General features: G+C 37.0%; 20 protein-coding genes and 1 pseudogene. 10 read left to right on the top strand and 11 right to left on the bottom strand.

Annotated elements, in window-relative coordinates; translation table 11 throughout:
* Positions 1–10 precede the first annotated feature (10 nt).
* Both eutC and ACH8JV_RS02500 read left to right on the top strand, forming a co-directional pair.
* A complete protein-coding gene (eutC, locus tag ACH8JV_RS02505; RefSeq protein WP_396519551.1) occupies positions 11–823 on the top strand; it encodes an ethanolamine ammonia-lyase subunit EutC in 813 nt (270 codons plus the stop codon).
* A 165-nt stretch (positions 824–988) separates the two neighbouring features.
* Positions 989–1,711 carry a glutamine amidotransferase gene (locus ACH8JV_RS02500; protein ID WP_396519549.1) on the top strand — a complete coding sequence of 241 codons (723 nt, stop codon included), beginning with the start codon at positions 989–991 and terminating at the stop codon, positions 1,709–1,711.
* 544 nt (positions 1,712–2,255) lie between these two features.
* On the opposite strand, the gene ACH8JV_RS02495 is transcribed toward ACH8JV_RS02500, so the two are convergent.
* A complete protein-coding gene (locus ACH8JV_RS02495) occupies positions 2,256–3,983 on the bottom strand; it encodes a glutamine--tRNA ligase/YqeY domain fusion protein (protein ID WP_396519547.1) in 1,728 nt (575 codons plus the stop codon).
* Between the two features lie 168 nt (positions 3,984–4,151).
* Between ACH8JV_RS02495 and ACH8JV_RS02490 the strand changes: the two genes are divergently transcribed.
* Together ACH8JV_RS02490 and ACH8JV_RS02485 are read left to right on the top strand one after the other, a co-directional pair.
* Entirely contained in the window at positions 4,152–4,661 is a 510-nt protein-coding gene (locus ACH8JV_RS02490; protein WP_004700945.1) for a peptidylprolyl isomerase, read from the top strand.
* A gap of 15 nt (positions 4,662–4,676) precedes the next feature.
* On the top strand, positions 4,677–5,396 hold the full coding sequence (locus tag ACH8JV_RS02485) for a UDP-2,3-diacylglucosamine diphosphatase (RefSeq protein ID WP_396519545.1): 720 nt from the start codon (positions 4,677–4,679) through the stop codon (positions 5,394–5,396).
* On the opposite strand, the gene ACH8JV_RS02480 is transcribed toward ACH8JV_RS02485, so the two are convergent.
* The gene (locus ACH8JV_RS02480) at positions 5,397–5,615 is read right to left on the bottom strand and encodes a hypothetical protein (RefSeq protein ID WP_396519543.1); all 219 of its coding nucleotides are present in this window, start codon (positions 5,613–5,615) and stop codon (positions 5,397–5,399) included.
* A 139-nt stretch (positions 5,616–5,754) separates the two neighbouring features.
* On the opposite strand from ACH8JV_RS02480, the gene nfsB reads away from it, so the two are divergent.
* Positions 5,755–6,408 (top strand): oxygen-insensitive NAD(P)H nitroreductase, encoded by a 654-nt coding sequence (gene nfsB, locus ACH8JV_RS02475; protein WP_396519541.1) that lies wholly within the window; start codon positions 5,755–5,757, stop codon positions 6,406–6,408.
* A 38-nt stretch (positions 6,409–6,446) separates the two neighbouring features.
* Here the strand turns inward: nfsB and ACH8JV_RS02470 are convergent, their stop codons facing one another.
* From ACH8JV_RS02470 to tsaE, 5 genes are all read right to left on the bottom strand, one after another.
* Positions 6,447–7,304: an EamA family transporter gene (locus ACH8JV_RS02470; RefSeq protein ID WP_396519539.1), complete on the bottom strand. Its 858-nt coding sequence runs from the start codon at positions 7,302–7,304 to the stop codon at positions 6,447–6,449.
* A 129-nt stretch (positions 7,305–7,433) separates the two neighbouring features.
* Positions 7,434–7,940 carry an RNA chaperone Hfq gene (hfq, locus tag ACH8JV_RS02465; RefSeq protein WP_000033651.1) on the bottom strand — a complete coding sequence of 169 codons (507 nt, stop codon included), beginning with the start codon at positions 7,938–7,940 and terminating at the stop codon, positions 7,434–7,436.
* A gap of 94 nt (positions 7,941–8,034) precedes the next feature.
* Positions 8,035–8,979 (bottom strand): tRNA (adenosine(37)-N6)-dimethylallyltransferase MiaA, encoded by a 945-nt coding sequence (gene miaA, locus ACH8JV_RS02460; RefSeq protein ID WP_263614008.1) that lies wholly within the window; start codon positions 8,977–8,979, stop codon positions 8,035–8,037.
* Between the two features lie 6 nt (positions 8,980–8,985).
* Complete coding sequence (gene mutL, locus ACH8JV_RS02455) at positions 8,986–10,941, bottom strand: DNA mismatch repair endonuclease MutL (RefSeq protein WP_396519537.1); 1,956 nt, start codon at positions 10,939–10,941, stop codon at positions 8,986–8,988.
* Complete coding sequence (gene tsaE / locus ACH8JV_RS02450) at positions 10,934–11,407, bottom strand: tRNA (adenosine(37)-N6)-threonylcarbamoyltransferase complex ATPase subunit type 1 TsaE (RefSeq protein ID WP_311069711.1); 474 nt, start codon at positions 11,405–11,407, stop codon at positions 10,934–10,936. The genes mutL and tsaE overlap by 8 nt, the downstream gene beginning before the upstream one ends.
* Positions 11,408–11,526: 119 nt before the next feature.
* Here tsaE and ACH8JV_RS02445 point away from each other — a divergent pair, with 119 nt between their 5' ends.
* From ACH8JV_RS02445 to ACH8JV_RS02435, 3 genes are all read left to right on the top strand, one after another.
* Complete coding sequence (locus ACH8JV_RS02445) at positions 11,527–12,435, top strand: pseudouridine synthase (RefSeq protein WP_396519535.1); 909 nt, start codon at positions 11,527–11,529, stop codon at positions 12,433–12,435.
* 111 nt (positions 12,436–12,546) lie between these two features.
* Complete coding sequence (locus tag ACH8JV_RS02440; RefSeq protein WP_396519533.1) at positions 12,547–12,855, top strand: type II toxin-antitoxin system RelB/DinJ family antitoxin; 309 nt, start codon at positions 12,547–12,549, stop codon at positions 12,853–12,855.
* Positions 12,856–12,952: 97 nt separating this feature from the next.
* Positions 12,953–13,396: a GNAT family N-acetyltransferase gene (locus ACH8JV_RS02435; RefSeq protein WP_002049009.1), complete on the top strand. Its 444-nt coding sequence runs from the start codon at positions 12,953–12,955 to the stop codon at positions 13,394–13,396.
* Here the strand turns inward: ACH8JV_RS02435 and ACH8JV_RS02430 are convergent.
* Together ACH8JV_RS02430 and ACH8JV_RS02425 are read right to left on the bottom strand one after the other, a co-directional pair.
* Positions 13,389–14,093, bottom strand: a complete 705-nt coding sequence (locus ACH8JV_RS02430) for a pseudouridine synthase (RefSeq protein WP_311069708.1) — start codon at positions 14,091–14,093, stop codon at positions 13,389–13,391. The genes ACH8JV_RS02435 and ACH8JV_RS02430 overlap by 8 nt on opposite strands.
* 101 nt (positions 14,094–14,194) lie before the next feature.
* Positions 14,195–14,413 carry a hypothetical protein gene (locus ACH8JV_RS02425; RefSeq protein WP_396519531.1) on the bottom strand — a complete coding sequence of 73 codons (219 nt, stop codon included), beginning with the start codon at positions 14,411–14,413 and terminating at the stop codon, positions 14,195–14,197.
* Positions 14,414–14,667: 254 nt separating this feature from the next.
* Here ACH8JV_RS02425 and ACH8JV_RS02420 point away from each other — a divergent pair, with 254 nt between their 5' ends.
* Positions 14,668–15,120, top strand: coding sequence for a DUF441 domain-containing protein (locus tag ACH8JV_RS02420; RefSeq protein ID WP_002049035.1), 453 nt, complete (start codon positions 14,668–14,670; stop codon positions 15,118–15,120).
* A gap of 62 nt (positions 15,121–15,182) precedes the next feature.
* On the opposite strand, the gene ACH8JV_RS02415 is transcribed toward ACH8JV_RS02420, so the two are convergent.
* Together ACH8JV_RS02415 and ACH8JV_RS02410 are read right to left on the bottom strand one after the other, a co-directional pair.
* Positions 15,183–16,103 carry a LysR family transcriptional regulator gene (locus ACH8JV_RS02415; RefSeq protein ID WP_263614015.1) on the bottom strand — a complete coding sequence of 307 codons (921 nt, stop codon included), beginning with the start codon at positions 16,101–16,103 and terminating at the stop codon, positions 15,183–15,185.
* Positions 16,104–16,374: 271 nt separating this feature from the next.
* Positions 16,375–16,802: pseudogene (locus ACH8JV_RS02410) on the bottom strand (hypothetical protein).
* 226 nt (positions 16,803–17,028) lie between these two features.
* Here ACH8JV_RS02410 and ACH8JV_RS02405 point away from each other — a divergent pair.
* Entirely contained in the window at positions 17,029–18,228 is a 1,200-nt protein-coding gene (locus ACH8JV_RS02405; RefSeq protein ID WP_396478770.1) for an MFS transporter, read from the top strand.
* Positions 18,229–18,250: the final 22 nt, after the last annotated feature.

Below are 18,250 nucleotides of genomic sequence, written 5' to 3'. Positions count from 1 at the left end.
GGAGAACACCATGATACTGAACCGTGATATTCAATATCCATCTTCTACTCATCAAGACCAGTGGGAAAAACTCAAACAGTTTACCGATGCCCGTATTGCTCTGGGCCGTGCTGGTTGTAGCATCCCAACACAAGCCTTACTTGAGTTCCAGTTGTCTCATGCGCAAGCAAAAGATGCGGTTTATCAAGATATGGATGTTTCCTATTTATCTGAGCAATTAGCGCAAAGACAGCTACAAAGTCTTCATGTCCACAGCAACGCACCTAATAAGGAAATCTATCTTAAACGTCCAGATTTAGGTCGTCAGCTTTCAGATCAATCAAAAGGCTTAATTAAGAAGTATGCAGAAGACCCTCAACGATACGATGTTTGTATTGTGGTCGGTGATGGACTCTCAGCAAGAGCGATTGAAGCGAATGCCATCCCATTCATTACAACGCTAAGTGAACAAGTTCAGCAAGAAAACTGGACTCTTGCGCCCATTGCACTGGCAACAGGTAGTCGGGTTGCTTTAGGTGATGAAGTCGCAGAAATCTTTAAAGCCCCCATGCTAGTGATGCTTATTGGAGAACGTCCAGGTTTAAGCTCTCCTGACAGTATGGGAATTTACTACACATGGAATGCATATTCAGGTTGCCTCGATGCCAAACGTAATTGTATTTCCAATGTCCGTTCGGCAGGCTTAAGTATTCCTGTGGCAGTACAACGTTTAATGGCACTCATGAAAAAATCAAAACAACTTGGCTTTTCAGGCGTTAATTTAAAAGATGAACATCAACTCTCAAATATAGACTGTGCAGAGGTACCTAAACTTTTATTTTAATAGGCACGTTATGCATAGCTATGGTGATAAATAGAAGATACTTATGCATAACAATATTATCTTAACGAAAAATATCAATTTTCAGGTATTGACGATTTATATGGATATTTTCTTCTTTATATTTATCGCTATACTCCACCTATTGATCTTCTATGAATCATTTGTATGAGCACAACAAACGCCTTCCCTAAAACTATTTATGCCATTCAGCATCTTGCTTTCGAAGACTTAGGTTCATTAGAAGATGTCTTTTATCAGCTTGGCTTTCGCGTCCGTTATTTTGAAGCGGGTGTTGATGATTTAACAGCTGCTTTTGCACACGATGGATTAACTATTATTTTAGGTGGTCCAATCGGGGTTTATGAAACTGAAGATTATCCATTTTTAAAAGATGAAATTGCTTTACTTAAACAACGTTTAGCAGCGGATAAACCTACACTTGGTATTTGTTTGGGTGCACAGTTAATTGCTCATGCACTGGGTGCCAAAGTATATGCTGGTCATCAAAAAGAAATCGGTTGGAGTCCACTCAGCTTAAGTTTACGCCCTAATCAGGTATTATCTCCTTTGCTTAATAATGTTCATGTTTTACATTGGCATGGCGATACTTTCAATCTTCCTGAAAATGCTGCCCTTTTGGCTAGCTCAGATATTTATACCAATCAAGCCTTTGAAGTCGGTAATAATATTCTTGCTTTACAATTTCACATTGAAACGACTCAAGAAAATTTTGAAAAATGGCTCATTGGTCATACATGTGAACTTCGCCATGCCGGAATTTCAATTCCTAAATTGCGCGAGCAAAATATCGAATATGCATCTGCACTTGAACAAGCTGCATTTGAAGTAATTCAAAAATTCTTGAAAAGAATTGGTTATAGTGCATAAATGAACAGTTTCTAATCTGCATCGAATATAGCTTTTTATCATCTCGCATTTTTTGATTATTTTTTAAACAAAAAAGCTTTATATTTTATTTTTAGAAACATTTCAGAAAAATTTCAGTGTATTATTAATTTGTAACATAAAATATACGCTGATTTACTATGGATATCTGGAAGTTTATTAAAAGCTTTAATACGGTCAATACTTATTTAATGCTTTCAAGTATGCTTCTCATATTATTAGTTCTTTATTTTTATGTGATTAATCCTACCTAAGCTCTTTTGCCAAGGAAGTGGAATCATAAAGAAAAAGAATATTATGAGAAGACCTCCGAATAAAAAGCCCAACCTTACAGTTGGGCTTTTTTGATATCTGCTGTTCACTCACAACATGTTGTTCGTCTTGCGAAAAAGTAAGAGATAATCAATCTCTGCTCTCTACTCACAACATGTTGCTCGTCTTGCGAAAAAGTAAGAGATAATCAATCTCTGCTCTCTACTCACAACATGTTGCTCGTCTTGCGAAAAAGTAAGAGATAATCAATCTCTTACTTTTTCTCAGGTTTGAAGCTGTCTTTCAAATCAAGAACACGGTTGAACACTGGTTTTTCAGGAGTGTGATCATGTTGATCAGCAACAAAATAACCTTCACGTTCAAATTGGAAACGGTCTTCAGGACTCGCTTGAGCTAAAGCAGGTTCAATCACAGCCTGAACAACTTTTAAAGAATCCGGATTTAAATTCGCTAAAAAGTCATCATCTGCATCAGGTGCTGCTTCAGTAAACAAACGATCGTAAATACGTACTTCAGCAGGAATACCTTTAGTAGCAGATACCCAGTGAATTACGCCTTTTACTTTACGACCTTCCGGATTTTTACCTAAAGTTTCAGGATCGATTGAACATTTCAGCTCAATCACTTCACCATTAGCATCCTTAATGACTTCATCGCATTTAATCACATAAGCATGGCGTAAACGCACTTCACCATCAGGAATTAAACGTTTAAAGCCTTTTGGTGGCACTTCTTCAAAATCTTTACGGTCAATATAGATTTCTTTAGTCAATGGAATAACACGTTCACCCATATCAACATTTGGATGACGAGCATGCTTAAGATCTAAATCTTCTGGCAAGTTTGTAAGTGTTACTTTTAAAGGATCTAACACCGCCATACCACGTGCTGCAGTATTCTCCAAAGATTGACGAATACAGAACTCAAGCATTGCAACATCAACAATACCGTCAGTTTTAGATACACCTACACGTTTACAGAAATCACGTAAGCCTTCCGGTGTAAAACCACGACGGCGCATACCAACAACCGTTGGCATACGTGGGTCATCCCAACCATTTACATAACCACCTTCAACCAACTTACGCAATTTACGTTTAGAAGTAATGGTGTAGTCTACGTTCAAACGAGAAGATTCATATTGGTGTGGAACGGCTTTAGACTTAACCTTTTCAACAATCCAGTCATAAAACGGACGATGATCTTGGAATTCCAATGTACAAAGTGAGTGAGTGATTCCTTCAATTGCATCAGACAATGGATGAGCATAGTCATACATTGGGTAGATTTTCCATTTATCACCAGTTTGGTGATGCTCTGAATGCAAGACACGATACAAAATTGGATCACGCATATGCACGTTCGGGCTTGCCATATCAATTTTGGCACGTAGAACTGCTTCACCTTCTTTCAGTTCACCACTACGCATTTGTTCAAAGCGAGTAAGGTTCTCTTCTACAGAAGCATCGCGATATGGCGAGTTTTTCCCTGGTTCAACAAAACTACCGCGGTTTAACTTGATTTCTTCTGGAGATTGCAAATCAACATAAGCATCGCCTTGCTCAATGAGTTGAACAGCCCATGCATATAATTGATCAAAATAACCAGAAGCATAGCGTGGCTCACCATTCCAGTTAAAACCAAGCCATTTCACGTCATTGGCAATACCATCAACATATTCTTGTTCTTCTGCATCCGGGTTCGTATCGTCAAAACGTAAATTACAGAGACCATCAAACTCTTCAGCAACACCAAAGTTTAGACAGATTGCTTTTACGTGACCAATATGTAAATAACCATTTGGTTCTGGCGGAAAACGCGTTACGATTTGTTTTGCACGTCCGGCAGCCAAATCATCAGTAATGACTTGGCGAACAAAATCTAATCCAGCCTGTTGTTCTTGCTGCGCAGAATCGACAGAGGCATGAGTATTCGGTGTCGGGTTGTTTGGCAGGTTCGAGACAACATCATTAGGCTTCATAGTGTATCAATCACTTCTTTGTAGATAAAATTTCGAAAAAATAAACGCTATCTTCATTTTTCACAAAGATTTTAACGTTTTTTACTTGCCTTGTAGTTTACAGTTTGCTTATGCTTCTCTCAACCAAAAAACCCATGGTCATAAGCCCATGTTTAGGAGATTAATGTAATGAGTTTTCCTCAAGTCGAATTAAACACCAATAAAGGTCGTATTGTTCTTGAACTAAATACTGAAAAAGCACCAAAAACAGTAGCAAACTTTTTAGAATACGTACGTGACGGTTTTTATGACGGCGTTATTTTCCACCGTGTCATTGATGGTTTCATGATCCAAGGCGGCGGGATGGATGAAAACTTCAAAGAAAAAGCAACTCGCGATGCGATTGAAAACGAAGCTGACAACGGTTTAAGCAACGATGTTGGTACGATTGCTATGGCACGTACTCAAGCTCCTCACTCTGCTTCTGCGCAATTCTTCATTAACGTAAAAAACAACTCTTTCTTGAACCATACTTCAAAAACTGCTCAAGGTTGGGGTTATGCTGTATTTGGTAAAGTTGTTGAAGGTATGGACGTTGTAGAAGCAATCAAAGGCGTACGTACAGGTAACCGTGGTTATCACGCTGACGTTCCTTTAGAAAACGTTGTTATCGAATCTGCTAAAATTATTTCTGAATAATTTCAGGATAAAGCTGTGACCTATCTGTTTATTTCAGATTTACATTTGTCACCTGAACACCCTCGACTCGTTCGAGGGTTTTTAGATTTGTTGGTACATTATCAAAATAAACAAACACAGCTTTATATTTTAGGTGATTGGTTTAATGCTTGGATTGGTGATGACTATTCAGCGCCTTGGCTCGACGAAATTGTCGAGGCTTTAAAAGTATTTAACCAAAAAGGTAATCGCGTTTATTTCCAAGTGGGTAACCGAGACTTTGCTTTAAATCAGGTTTTCCTCAATAAGTTTAATGGTGTATTACTCCCTGATATCTATTATCTTAATATCGCAGGTCACCAATATCGCCTAGAACATGGCGATGCGTTATGCACAGATGATATTTCCTACCAAAAATTTAGAAAAATTATTCGAAACCCGCTTTTAGTCGCTTTTTTACGACGAACACCTCTAAGTTTCCGTACGAAACTTGTCAATGGTTTCCGCAAAAGAAGTCATTCGGACAAACAACACAAAAGTTATGAGATTATGGATGTGAATAGACAAGCTGTTTTCTCTGCCATAAAAGATGTCGACATACTTATTCATGGCCATACTCACCGTCCAGCTATTCATGAAGTACAGCACAAACAACGGATTGTACTAGGTGACTGGAAAGAAGATCATGCACAAATTTTAGAAATTGATCCCTCCTCACATCTGCAGCAAATCAAACTAACTGATTGGAATTATTAATTAGTTATTTTCCAAATACTTAGATTGTTTATTTAAATCAAAATCCCAGATCATACATAGACAGGTAAGGAATACAAATTTCCAGTTTATATGTCCATATTTTTGATATTCGATGTATAAAATTAAAAGACACAATACAAATGCAAAAATTAGAAAGGCTTTAACAATTCTAATTTCTCGCAGCTTACTCTTTGCATCTTTGGGCATTAAATCAAACATTCTCAATAAATTATTAAAAAATTTATATAAGTATTATATTTCTTTATCACATTAAAATGCAGATGTTTTTCTCTAAAATCGCGTATGATGCCAAAGATTAGAACCCTTCCATTGTAATAAGATTAATATGGAGTAAAGTATGGATTTATTAAGTACGGTTAAAAGTCGCTACACCACAAAAGCGTATGATCCTGAGAAAAAAATTCCTCAAGAAAAATTCAATAAGTTATTAGAAATTTTACGCTTTACCCCTTCTTCAGTGAATATTCAACCTTGGCACTTCTTGGTTGCTGACAATCCTGCGGCTAAAGAACGTATTGCTAAGGCTTTAACAGGGCGATATGCCTATAATGCACCAAAAGTTCTTGAGTCATCACACACACTTGTATTTTGCACAAGAACAGATATTTCACCTGAATTTTTAAACCAGTTACTTGAGCAAGATGATTTAAGTGGCCGATTCAAAGATGAAAAAGCAAAACTCGGCCAAAAAGATACTCGCCATGGCTACGTCGAGTTCTATCGTAATGAGCAAAAAAACTTATTTGGTTGGATGGAAAATCAAACTTTTATTGCTTTAGGACAACTACTTTTTGCAGCTGGTCTAGAAGGAATAGATGCAACACCTATGGGTGGCTTTGACGAAGATATTTTAAATGAAGAATTTAGCTTAAAAGAAAAAGGCTTACGTAGCTCTGTAATTGTTTCACTTGGCTACAGAAGTGAAAATGATTTCAATGCCAAGTTGCCAAAATCTCGCCTGCCGGATGAAGTTATTTTTACACATTTATAAGAACTTAGTGGAGTTCAAAAGAACTTTCTCTTGAACTCCTATTTCATGGTAAATGCTAAACACACTAGACCACTTATTCCTAAAATTGTTCCTAACATTGTTGGCAGTTTTAATTTTTCTTTATATAAAACTACACCACAAGCCATCCCAAGCAATACGACCAAAATATTCATGCTGGCAAAGACAATTGCTGGAGAGTCTTTAAGTAAAATATGTGCTTTAACATATAGAGCTATATTTGAAAAATTCAAAACGCCAAGCATTAATCCAGCCAATGTATTTTTAAAATGCCATGCTGGCTTTTTTTGGAGTAATAAATAAATAATTGATAAAACAAAGGCCATTATAAAAATTAGATTCAAAGCCAATGTAAACTGTAAACCTAAACTACTCGTATATTTTAATAAGATATCTACTGCTGCATAACCAAACCAGACACTCATCAATGCGAAAATTGCTTTTTTTGATTGATGCCCAGAAGATGCAGTGAATTGCCCAAATACAATTAAAAGAACAGCAAAAATTCCTAAACCTATGCCTAATAATTTAAGAGAAGTAAACTGCTCTTGGAAAAAGAAATACGTTGCTAATAAAGAAAGTACCACAGATAGTCGCTGCGCAATTTCTGTTTTAACAATACCGGCATATTCTAATGATTTAGCAAGACACAAAAAAATACTCGGTAGAATGATTCCTAAAGCGACAATGAGCCACCAAGGCGTGTGTTGTATAGAAATATGCTGAATATCTGGCTTAAACCACCAATAACATAACAAGCTAGCACTTGCATAATTCCATGCAATCATCTGCATGGGTTGATATCCTTTTTTCTTTAAATTTTTTAGTAGTACAGAAACCAGAACACTGCACAGTGCTGCAGCAAATATTAATATCATTTGCAAAGAACCTATTAACCTAAATTATAAGAAAGAGAGATCAACCACAGATAGCTTTAATATACTTTTTATATTTTTAAAGCCATAAAAAAACCAGTCATCACTGACTGGTTTTTCTAAGCTAATCAATTAACGATTATTTTCGTCGTCTTGACCATCTTCAAATTTAGAATCGTTGTCGAAACCACCTTGATGACCACCAAAGCCGCCTTGACCACCGAAGCCACCTTGACCACCGAAGCCGCCTTGACCACCGAAGCCACCTTGACCACCGAAGCCACCTTGACCACCGAAGCCACCTTGACCACCGAAGCCGCCTTGACCGCCGAAGCCAGCGCCTTGAGCACCACCAAAGCCAGCGCCTTGACCACCGAAGCCACCTTGACTACCACCCTGAGCTGGGAAACCTGCACCTTGTGCACCTGCTGGACGTGGGTTACGAGCTGGAACAACCGTAGAAATTGCGTGTTTGTAAACCATTTGACTTACAGTATTTTTTAATAAAACAACATATTGGTCAAAAGATTCAATATGACCTTGTAATTTAATACCGTTAACAAGGAAAATAGAAACTGGGATACGTTCTTTACGGAGAGAATTTAAGAACGGATCTTGTAAAGTTTGACCTTTAGACATTTTTAACTCCAAAAAAAAATTTTTAAATCAGCGCAAAAAAACTATCTTTATTTTTCAACTAAAAATTATAAAAAGACAGTGTGCAAATTTTGCTTTATCCATAAGAGTTTCGCAAGTCTTCTTTCGCCTGCTTTATCGTCAAGTAAGTTTTAAAATCGTGTATTTCTTGCAAAGAACGTAACCACGTATATTGACGTTTGGCAAGTTGTCGTGTTGCAAATAAGGCTTTATCCTCCATTTCCTGCTTTTTTTTGAGACTCATATCACTTTTTAATAGAAATTCGAGAGCTTGTCGATAACCAACAGAACGCATAGAGGGTAAATTTTCATCTAAATCGTATTTTTCAATTAGAGATTCAACTTCACTCAAAAAACCGATATCCCACATTTTGCTTAATCTTTGCTCAATGCGTTGATGTAATTCTAACCGATCTGGAAGTAAAGCGTAGTTATGAAATATGTATCGATATGGTACGTTTTTTGGTTGTTCTGCCTGCAATTTGGTAATAGGTTCACCAGTAATACGGTAAACTTCCAGCGCCCGAATAATTCGTTGTTTATCAGAAACCTTAAACTTCACTCCAGCGGCTGGATCTACAGCAACCAGCTCATCATAAACAGCCTGCCATCCTTCATTCGCTGCTTTTTCTTCAATTGCTGCACGGACATTTGCATCCGCACTTGGCAAGTTGCTTGATAAGCCTTCTAACAGCGCCTTGAAATACAACATGGTTCCTCCTACCAAAATAGGAGTTTTGCCACGTGAATGCATCTCGTCAATTAGAACACAAGCATCTTCAACAAACTGGGCAGCCGAATAGACCTCAAGTGGAGTAATAATATCTATTAAATGATGTGGATATAATTCCTGCTCTTCGCGAGTTGGCTTAGCTGTACCTATATCCATATCTTTATAAACAAGTGCAGAATCAACCGAAATTAACTCAAAATTTCCACGCTCGTAAAGTTCACATGCCAAAGCGGTTTTTCCGCTTGCAGTTGGTCCCATTAAATTGATGACGGGCAATTGATTTGACATGTAAAACTACTCTCCTCGAGCAAATAATTTATCTAATTGAGATAATGGAAATGCACGCCAAGTTGGACGACCATGGTTACACTGGCTCGCAAATTCGGTTTGTTCCATTTGACGCAATAATGCGTTCATCTCTGAAAGGCTGAGTTGTCTATGCGCTCGCACTGCCCCATGACATGCCATACCAGCCAATAGCTCATCACGCTTTTGTAGTAAACCTTGAGCTTCATCATTTGGATCTAAATCATTTAGAAGCTCGGGAATAAGATTTTCAAAATCTGCTTTTTGCAAAATAGCTGGTACACCACGCACAATGACTTGCTCATCGCCATACAAATCAATTTCCAACCCTAAACGCTCAAGTTGAGGTTTTAAGTCTTCAACGCGTACAGCTTGCATACGGCTAATTGAGATCACTTTAGGTATAAGCAACTGTTGAGATGTCCAAAACTCAGGTTTATCCCAAGCATTTTTCATTTGTTGCAGCAAAATACGTTCATGTGCCGCATGCATATCAACAATAATCAGACCTTCAGTATTTTGCGCCAGAATATAAATTCCATGAAGCTGAGCAATGGCAATACCTAATGGAAATTCATCTACCTTAGCGACAGGCTCAATATCTTCATTAACTGAAAAATTGGTAGCAGGTTGATCGCGTAACGGGGCCAAGTAAGTCTTTAATGCATTATTTAACTGCGCAGAACCATTATATTTGGGGGGTTGTTCTGCATAGTGAATAGCTTGTGGACGACTGTCATTAAAATCAGTTAAAAGTTCAGTAGAGGGCTGATAACTACTAGGCTTGTCTAGTGTTGTATCCACAGCTTGCTCTGTGCGATGCAAGGTGAATTGTTCTTGATATTTAGGCTGAGGCTGTACAAATGAAGCCTGTGTATCATCCACTTTCATGGCTTGTGCTAAATCAGCACTCGCTGTCTGAAATTGTGCTAGTGTTTCTTTAGCGTAATGTCTTACAAACTCATGTACTTCGCGTTGATTTAGGAAACGAATTTCATGTTTCGTTGGGTGAACGTTAACATCAATATTTTCAGGATCAACTTCTAAGAAAAGTAAATAAGATGAATGCTGATGACCATGTAAAATTCCGTCATAAGCCATTCTTAAAGCATGCGAAATCGTTTTGTCTTTAACAATTCGGCCATTTACATACACATATTGCAAGTCTGCTTGAGCACGTGCATCTGAAGGATGTCCTAACCAACCCGACAAACGTATGTTAATACTGTCTGCATCAATCCAGTAAGCATTTTGAACAAACTGTTGACCCAATAATTGCTGTACACGCTGAAATCTTAATTCACCGCTATCTGCTATTGGTAAATTAATTCGAATATTATCGTTATGCTCAAGTACAAAACGTATATCAAAATGTGTTAAAGCCAAACGGCGTACAATTTCTTCAATATGCCCAAATTCAGTGGTTGGCTTTTTTAAAAATTTACGGCGAGCAGGTACATTAAAAAACAAGTCCTGAACTCGAATATGAGTGCCCTTTTGTGCAGCAACAGCCTGGACTTGTTGATGATCAAAGGCTGTACCATTCACCTCAACCTGATGACCAATTCCGCTTTCATCTTGGCTACTGGTTAAAGTCAATCGTGAAACTGCTGCAATAGAAGCAAGTGCTTCACCACGGAAACCTAAGCTAACAATCGCGTGTAAATCTTCTGCTGTTTTAATTTTACTTGTTGCATGGCGCATCACTGCCAATGGTAAATCATCAGGATGAATCCCATGTCCATTGTCAATAATCTCGATTAGTGTTGAACCACCTTGTGCAATCCGCACAATGAGTTCCGTTGCACCTGCATCAATTGAGTTTTCTAATAATTCTTTTACAACCGATGAAGGGCGTTCAATCACCTCACCGGCAGCAATCTGGTTGGCTAACGCGGCGTCTAATGTATGAATACGACGTTGTGTTAGCTTTTCATCAGTCATGAAGCTGTTCCTGCAAAGTCTGGTACAAATGCTCTGTTGGTAAAGTTAAGGTGACAAAACGATTGAGTTCATCATCTGATTTTTGAATATCAATAACGATATTTGCCTCAGGGATTTCGTCTCCACCTTTCGATGGCCACTCAAATAAAAATAGAGCATCCTGAATATCTAGATAATCACGGATTCCCATTAATTCAAGTTCGTACGGATCATTGAGACGGTATAAGTCAAAATGAAAAATTTCTTTATTATTAATTTTATAGGGTTCAACCAATGTATAAGTTGGACTTTTAACCGAGCCTTTATGCCCTAGAGCCTGCAAAAAATAACGGGTCAATGTCGTTTTACCGGCACCCAAATCTCCAATCAGATAAATAACGCCAGCTTGAACATGCTGCGCCAATGCCTGAGCTAAACGCTGGGTATCTTCTTCATGATTTAAGACCATTTTCAATGAATACGACATAACACACATAACATGATTCAAAATAATCGATATGATACCATTGCCCTGCTTTAAAGCCTACTTAAGTCCTTAAAGTTGGCTTTTTTTACACCACATTTATTAAATATTGACACAGTTTTATGTCTAGTCCGATTGAATTTTTCCCACCTATGATTGATGGCGTAAGCGCAAGCCAAGTCTATCTACCATCGCAAACAACAGCACAAACCATCTATCAATTTCTTTGTGAAAATTTTCCTCATATAAAAGCAATAGAGTGGCAGCAACGTTTTCAAGAGGGGCTTATTTACGCGGCAAATGGCGAAAAATTAACATTAGACAGCCCTTATATAGCAAACACTCATATTTTTTATTATCGATTTCTTGCCTATGAAGCCCATGTTCCGTTTGAACATCAAATTTTATTTGAAAATGATGACTTGCTTGTTATAGATAAACCTCATTTTTTAACCATTAGCCCAACAGGGCAATATGTACAAGAAACGCTATTAGTCAGATTAAAAAAACAAACGGGCAATGAGTTTTTAACTCCAATCCATCGATTAGACCGTGAAACTGCGGGAGTCGTTTTATTTTGCAAACGACCACAGTCACGCGGGGTTTACCAACAGTTATTTGCAGATCGTCAAGTTCATAAGATTTATCACGCAATCGCTCAATATAAAGCTGAATTAAAATTTCCTCAGACTTTAAAACTATATTTAGATAAAGGTACCCCCTTTTATACAATGTGCGTTATCCCCCATACTAAAACCAATACAGAAACAAAAATTGAGTTGCTTGAGCATAACCAATCTTGGGCTAAATACTGTTTAACACCCACTACAGGAAAACAACATCAACTCCGTGTGCATTTAAGCTATTTGGGAATTCCGATTAAAAATGATCCTTTTTATCCAGTAGTTCAACATAAAGCCGATGATGATTTTTCTCAGCCACTACAGCTTTTAGCTAAACAAATTTCTTTCATAGATCCACTGACAAAACAGGAAATGGTGTTCAGTTCTCAGTCTGAATTGACACTGTAATCACGCCGTAATGACAAAAAGATTATTTTTTATGCTGAAAGACATTGAAATTACATTGCGATGGTTTAAAATAAATCCCTAAAAATTAAAAATCATTTGGTTTTGTTATTCATGCGAAAAACAGAAGTTTATCAGGTTCGACTTGACTCCCAAGAGAAAAAACAGGCTTTTGCTGTTTTTAAACAATTGGGGATTACCCCTGCCCAAGCAGTGCGACTGTTCTTTAAACAAGTCGTCTTAACTAAATCTATTCCTTTTGCGATCGAAAATCAGAACATTAATATGGAACAATTATTAAAACTGAGAAAAGCGAAAGCATCTTCATTAAATCAGAACTCTTCAACTTTAAATGAAGATGATGACCATGAAGATTTATTTGAAGAGCTAAATGCTCTATTAGGTGAAAGTGACAACACTTAACGGTGTTGCATTTTTAAACAACTTTTAACGTCAGTTGGTTGGTTTTTTAGTTATGCTCTCTTTGTAAAAATATAAACATAAATACAAGGAGCGCCTAATGATTGTAAGACGAGCGACCTATGAAGATCTAAGTCAACTTGCTGTTCTATTTGATGAATACCGTCAATTTTATGGTGCATCTTCTAATCTTGATGAATCACATCATTTTTTAAAACAACGTTTTGAGAATAAAGAAAGCGTGTTTTTTATCCATATTAAGGATGAAAAAATCACAGGTTTCGTTTTACTTTATTTAGGCTTTTCTTCAGTTGCTTGCTCAACTTACTATATCTTAGATGATGTCTATGTTACCCCTATGTTCCGTCGTCAGGGTTCAGCAAAACAGCTCATAGATACAGCGATTTTATTTGCAAAACAAGAAAATGCTTTACGTATTAGCCTAGAGACTCAAACGAATAATCATGAATCTCACCGTCTCTATGAAAAAATGGGATTTATTCGAGACAGTGAATTTCAGACTTTCCACTGTTTTCTTAAATAATATTTTGAGCGAGTTGTTTCTCCTGCTCAGACAAATACATCCAATCCCCTTCCTCAATTTCAGGTAAAACCAATTGACCTATTTGATATCGATGTAATTTTTCGACTCTATTGCCAACAGCTGCAATCATTCTTTTGACTTGATGATATACACCTTGATGAATGGTCATTGTTAACTGATGAGTTCCTAATAGCGCCACATCTGTCGCAGCAAATGTACCCTTTTCTTGGTGTAAATTAACACCTTGAGTAAGCATTTCAATTTGCTCAGGTGTCACTGGATCTATCGTCGTAACATGATAAACCTTTGGAACATGTTTACGAGGATGAGTTAAAGCTTGAAGATATTTACCATCATCTGTGAGTAAGAGTAAGCCCGTTGTATCTTGATCTAAACGACCAATGGCTTGCACGCCACGTTGAATCATGATTTCAGGGAGTAGACTAAAAACACTTTGATGATGCTGAGGATTGTGTGAACATTCAAAACCTTGCGGCTTATTTAAAGCAATATAAACTTTTTCTCGATATTGATAGGTTTCCCCAAACAGAGAAAACTCTAAATTTTCAGGGGAAAACTGTTTTTTAAGATCGCTCACTACCTCCCCATTAATACTTACAGAACCATTTTTTATTAACTGCTGGCAATATTTACGTGAACCAAACCCTTGTGATTGCAAAATTTTTTCCAGCAGCATAAAGCTTTCTCTTTAAAACGAAACCATTATTTTAACGCAGTTTCAGAGCTTTATTACTTTTTGCTTGTTCATCTTTGTACTTAATGTCCATTAATTTTGAGTTATTCTTCAATGACGCGATAAATATTTTCGTTTTGTTCACTTTCAAATAATAATTCAGTGGTAGGTAAGATCACTTCATTATCCACAATAATATGTTCAATACGCTGACTTAGCTTTAAAGGCTCATTTCCATGTTCAACTAAATTTGTCTTTAATTGAGCTTTTGCATCATGAATTTTGTCGAACTGATCTTTAATCTTGATATCTATAATATCCATACGACTAACTCCGAAATCATGAGTAGTGATTATTTTTATATCATACTCTCTCAAAAGAAGGTTTTTTAAGTTGTTAATTTATATAACATTGTGTCCAAGCGTAACTAAAAATAAAACTTCTTATCATTGAGGCAGATACATTAAAATTCTTATTAAAAAGGCCATTTTTATACTTTATCGCTTTTGAAAAGCTCTCACATTTTGGCTCTCAATTATTATACAATTCAAATTATTTGCTTTTCTTGCCGCCTCTCATGCTTGCCCAATTCGATGTTAATTTAGTGGTTTTATTAGTTCTACTTATCTGCGGTTTACTAAGTCAAAATGCAGCTGTAACTATCGCCGCAGGCATCTTAATCGTCATTAAAATCACACCTTTAAATCAATTTTTTCCTTATATTCAAGCTCATGGTCTCAACTTAGGAATTCTCATTTTAACCATTGGCGTACTGACTCCCATTGCCAGTGGTAAGCTTAGTGGAGAGAGTATTTTAAAATCCTTTATTAGTTTTAAATCTTTGTTGGCTATTGCTATTGGTCTACTTGTCGCTTGGCTAGGTGGTCGTGGTGTGAAACTTATGTCAAGCCAACCTGATGTAGTTGCAGGCTTACTTATTGGAACAGTTGCGGGCGTTGCCTTACTCCGTGGTGTACCTGTTGGTCCACTAATTGCTGCCGGCCTGCTGTCTTTATTCATTGGTAAATAAATCATAGATATTAAAAAGGTGCTTAATCGCACCTTTTCGATACTTAGGCTAAATTATTTGTTTTATCCAGAATAATAGGCATTTCGTTTCAACGAGAACTTTTCTAACTGCTTTAAAAATCCTTCAAAATAGCTCTTTTCTTTTTCTTCAGTTCGGTAGCCTGCATATAATGTACGTCTTAAACCAACTGAAGAAACACAGTCTAAACGGCGGCTAGTCACCCAACCTTTTTGTTCATATTCATTCACGACCCAATCTGGTAAAGCAGCAATACCGCGGCCACTTGCTACAAGTTGAATCAGCATTTGAGTTAAATCTGTTGTTCGAATCTGTTTTGGTTGAATATTTGCAGGTATAAAAAGTTTCGACATAATATCTAAACGGTGCTTATCAACTGGATAAGTAATGAGAACTTCTTCTGCAAGATCCTGAACTGTAATATTTTCAGCACGAACCAATCGATGAGTATTTGATAAAACCAAACGTGACTCATATTCAAAAATTGGAAAATACTCGATTCCTTTTAATGCAATAGGATCGGCTGTAATAAGTAAATCAAACTCACCGTTTTGTAAAAGCTCATGTGGATTTGCTTCAAAGCCCGAAGCAAAATCTAAATCTACGTCTGGATACTGTTGTCGATATTGATTTAACAAAGGCATTAGCCAGTCAAAACAGCTATGACATTCTGAGGAAAAAATAATTCTGCCTGTTTGTCCATGAACAATTCGCGTAATGTCACTCTGTGTGATCTGAATTTGCGGTAATACATCGTCAGCCAATTTGAGTAAACGTTGCCCAACATTCGAAAAGCTAACAGGTCTACTTCGTCGATTCACCACTTCCACACCATACCAATGATCTAATTCTTTTAATTGGTGAGAAATAGCAGACGGTGTTAAACACAGATCATTAGCAGCCGCAACAAGTGAACCATGTTCACGTAAAGCAACTAAAGTTTTAAGATGACGAATTTCTAACATGGGCAAAAGCCTGAACAAATTGATTTATCTATTAATTTTTAAACTCATCTGTTATTTAGCAGCAAATAGAGTCAGTTTAGATAAATCATTATTAATGAACAGTATTCATGTTATCACAATATTAATTAATTTACCTCAACATGAACTGTGCTTCATTATTTTTATAAGAAGTGAATTTTCATAATTTTAAAGTTAAGTATTCTTTCTAAATAGAAACTAGTAAACCTTTTATATAGACAAAGAAAAAGGCCTAATGGCCCTTTTCATTTCATCATTGTGCTTTTGCTTTGGGAAATGCCTGCTCAAAATCGATAAGCTTAAAGCTTTTCACCAAGTCATCTTGTCCATACGTTACTTCGTAAGAAGTTGGTTTACCACTAAAATATGCTTCAGTTGGTGTTCCAAATACTTCCCATAGCCCAAATGAGGCAACATCTGCTATGCCATGGCCAAATGCACGGCTGACTTTCGCCCATTTTGGATAACCTTGCTGGAAAGTATAAATTTCGACTCTTGTACCATCACGATATTCAGAAAGTACAGGTGCTCCAAACTCAGCAATAACATAATTGCGAGAACTACCCGGATTTAAAACATTTAAATTTTTTTACTTGGTTGATTACCCGCCATAAAGACTGAGCAACCAGACATAGATAAAATAACCAACCCCATAAGGCAGGCAATACTTAATTTTCTCACGCTTTAGATTCTCTATTTTTTAAATATTTATACAACTTGTTGTAATACTTAAAGTATTACTCAATCATCATATATAATTTATTAAGAAATTTCGATAAATTATTCAAAATAAAGATAAAATGCTTTTGCTTAAGATGTGCAAACATACTCTCAATATTTTAGTTTTTTATTATTTTGATCTCTTTTCCCTTATACTTTCATTTTTGAGTCTCTTTTTTAATTTATTATGGCGTCACCCCAATCTTCTTCATCCACACATCGGCATTATTCACTCTTTTTAGCAATTTTTTCACTCGCAGTAGGCGGTTTTTGTATCGGAACTACAGAATTTGTCGCAATGGGACTTATTCAAGAAATTGCTCATAACTTAAACATTACAGTACCTGAAGCTGGGCATTTTATTAGTGCTTATGCATTAGGTGTGGTTATTGGTGCCCCTATTATTGCTATTTTAGGTGCCAAAGTTCCTAGAAAAACGTTATTACTCGGTTTAATGCTGTTTTATGGTATTGCTAATGCTTGTACCGCTTTAGCGCACACACCAGAGACCGTTTTAGTTTCTCGTTTTATTGCAGGTTTACCTCATGGCGCATATTTTGGGGTCGGTGCCCTCGTAGCTGCCGAACTTGCAGGCCCATCACGCAGAGCTTCAGCGGTTGCACAAATGATGATGGGCTTAACCGTTGCTACTGTTATTGGCGTACCTTTAGCCACATGGTTAGGTCAACATTTTGGTTGGAGAGCAGGTTTTGAATTTTCAGCAACGATTGCATTTTTTACTTTAATTGCCGTAGCTTGCTTTGTACCCAATATCCCAGTTCAAGCTACTGCTAGCATAAAAACAGAATTAGCTGGGCTTAAAAATATAAATATGTGGTTAACTCTTGCAGTTGGTGCAATTGGCTTTGGAGGTATGTTCTCGGTATATAGCTATGTCTCACCCATTCTCACAGAATACACAAAAGTTAATATCCAAATTGTTCCTATTGCGCTAGCGTTATGGGGAATCGGAATGGTGATTGGAGGTTTAGCCGCGGGTTGGCTAGCAGATAAAAATCTCAATAAAACCATTGTCGGCGTACTCATTAGCTCAGCAATTGCCTTTGTTGTTGCAAGTTTCCTAATGAGTAATATCTATACTGCGATTGCTTCTTTATTCTTAATCGGACTAACTGTAATGGGTTTAGGTGGGGCTTTACAGACACGCCTGATGGACGTTGCAGGCGACGCGCAAACGCTAGCAGCTTCACTTAATCACTCTGCCTTTAATATGGCAAATGCATTAGGAGCATTTTTAGGTGGTTGGGTACTGAGTCATCAAATGGGTTGGATTGCACCGATTTGGGTAGGTTTCGTACTGAGCCTTGGTGGTCTTATTATCTTACTCATTGCATTTGCTGTAGAAAAAGCAACTCAAAAAGCCTGATTCTCGTCAGGCTTTTTTGCTG

The organism is Acinetobacter sp. ABJ_C5_2, from assembly GCF_044538485.1.
GTDB classification, from domain to species: domain Bacteria; phylum Pseudomonadota; class Gammaproteobacteria; order Pseudomonadales; family Moraxellaceae; genus Acinetobacter; species Acinetobacter nosocomialis_A.
Note: the sequence above shows the minus strand (reverse complement) of the source record. Positions and strands in the feature narration are given on the sequence as shown.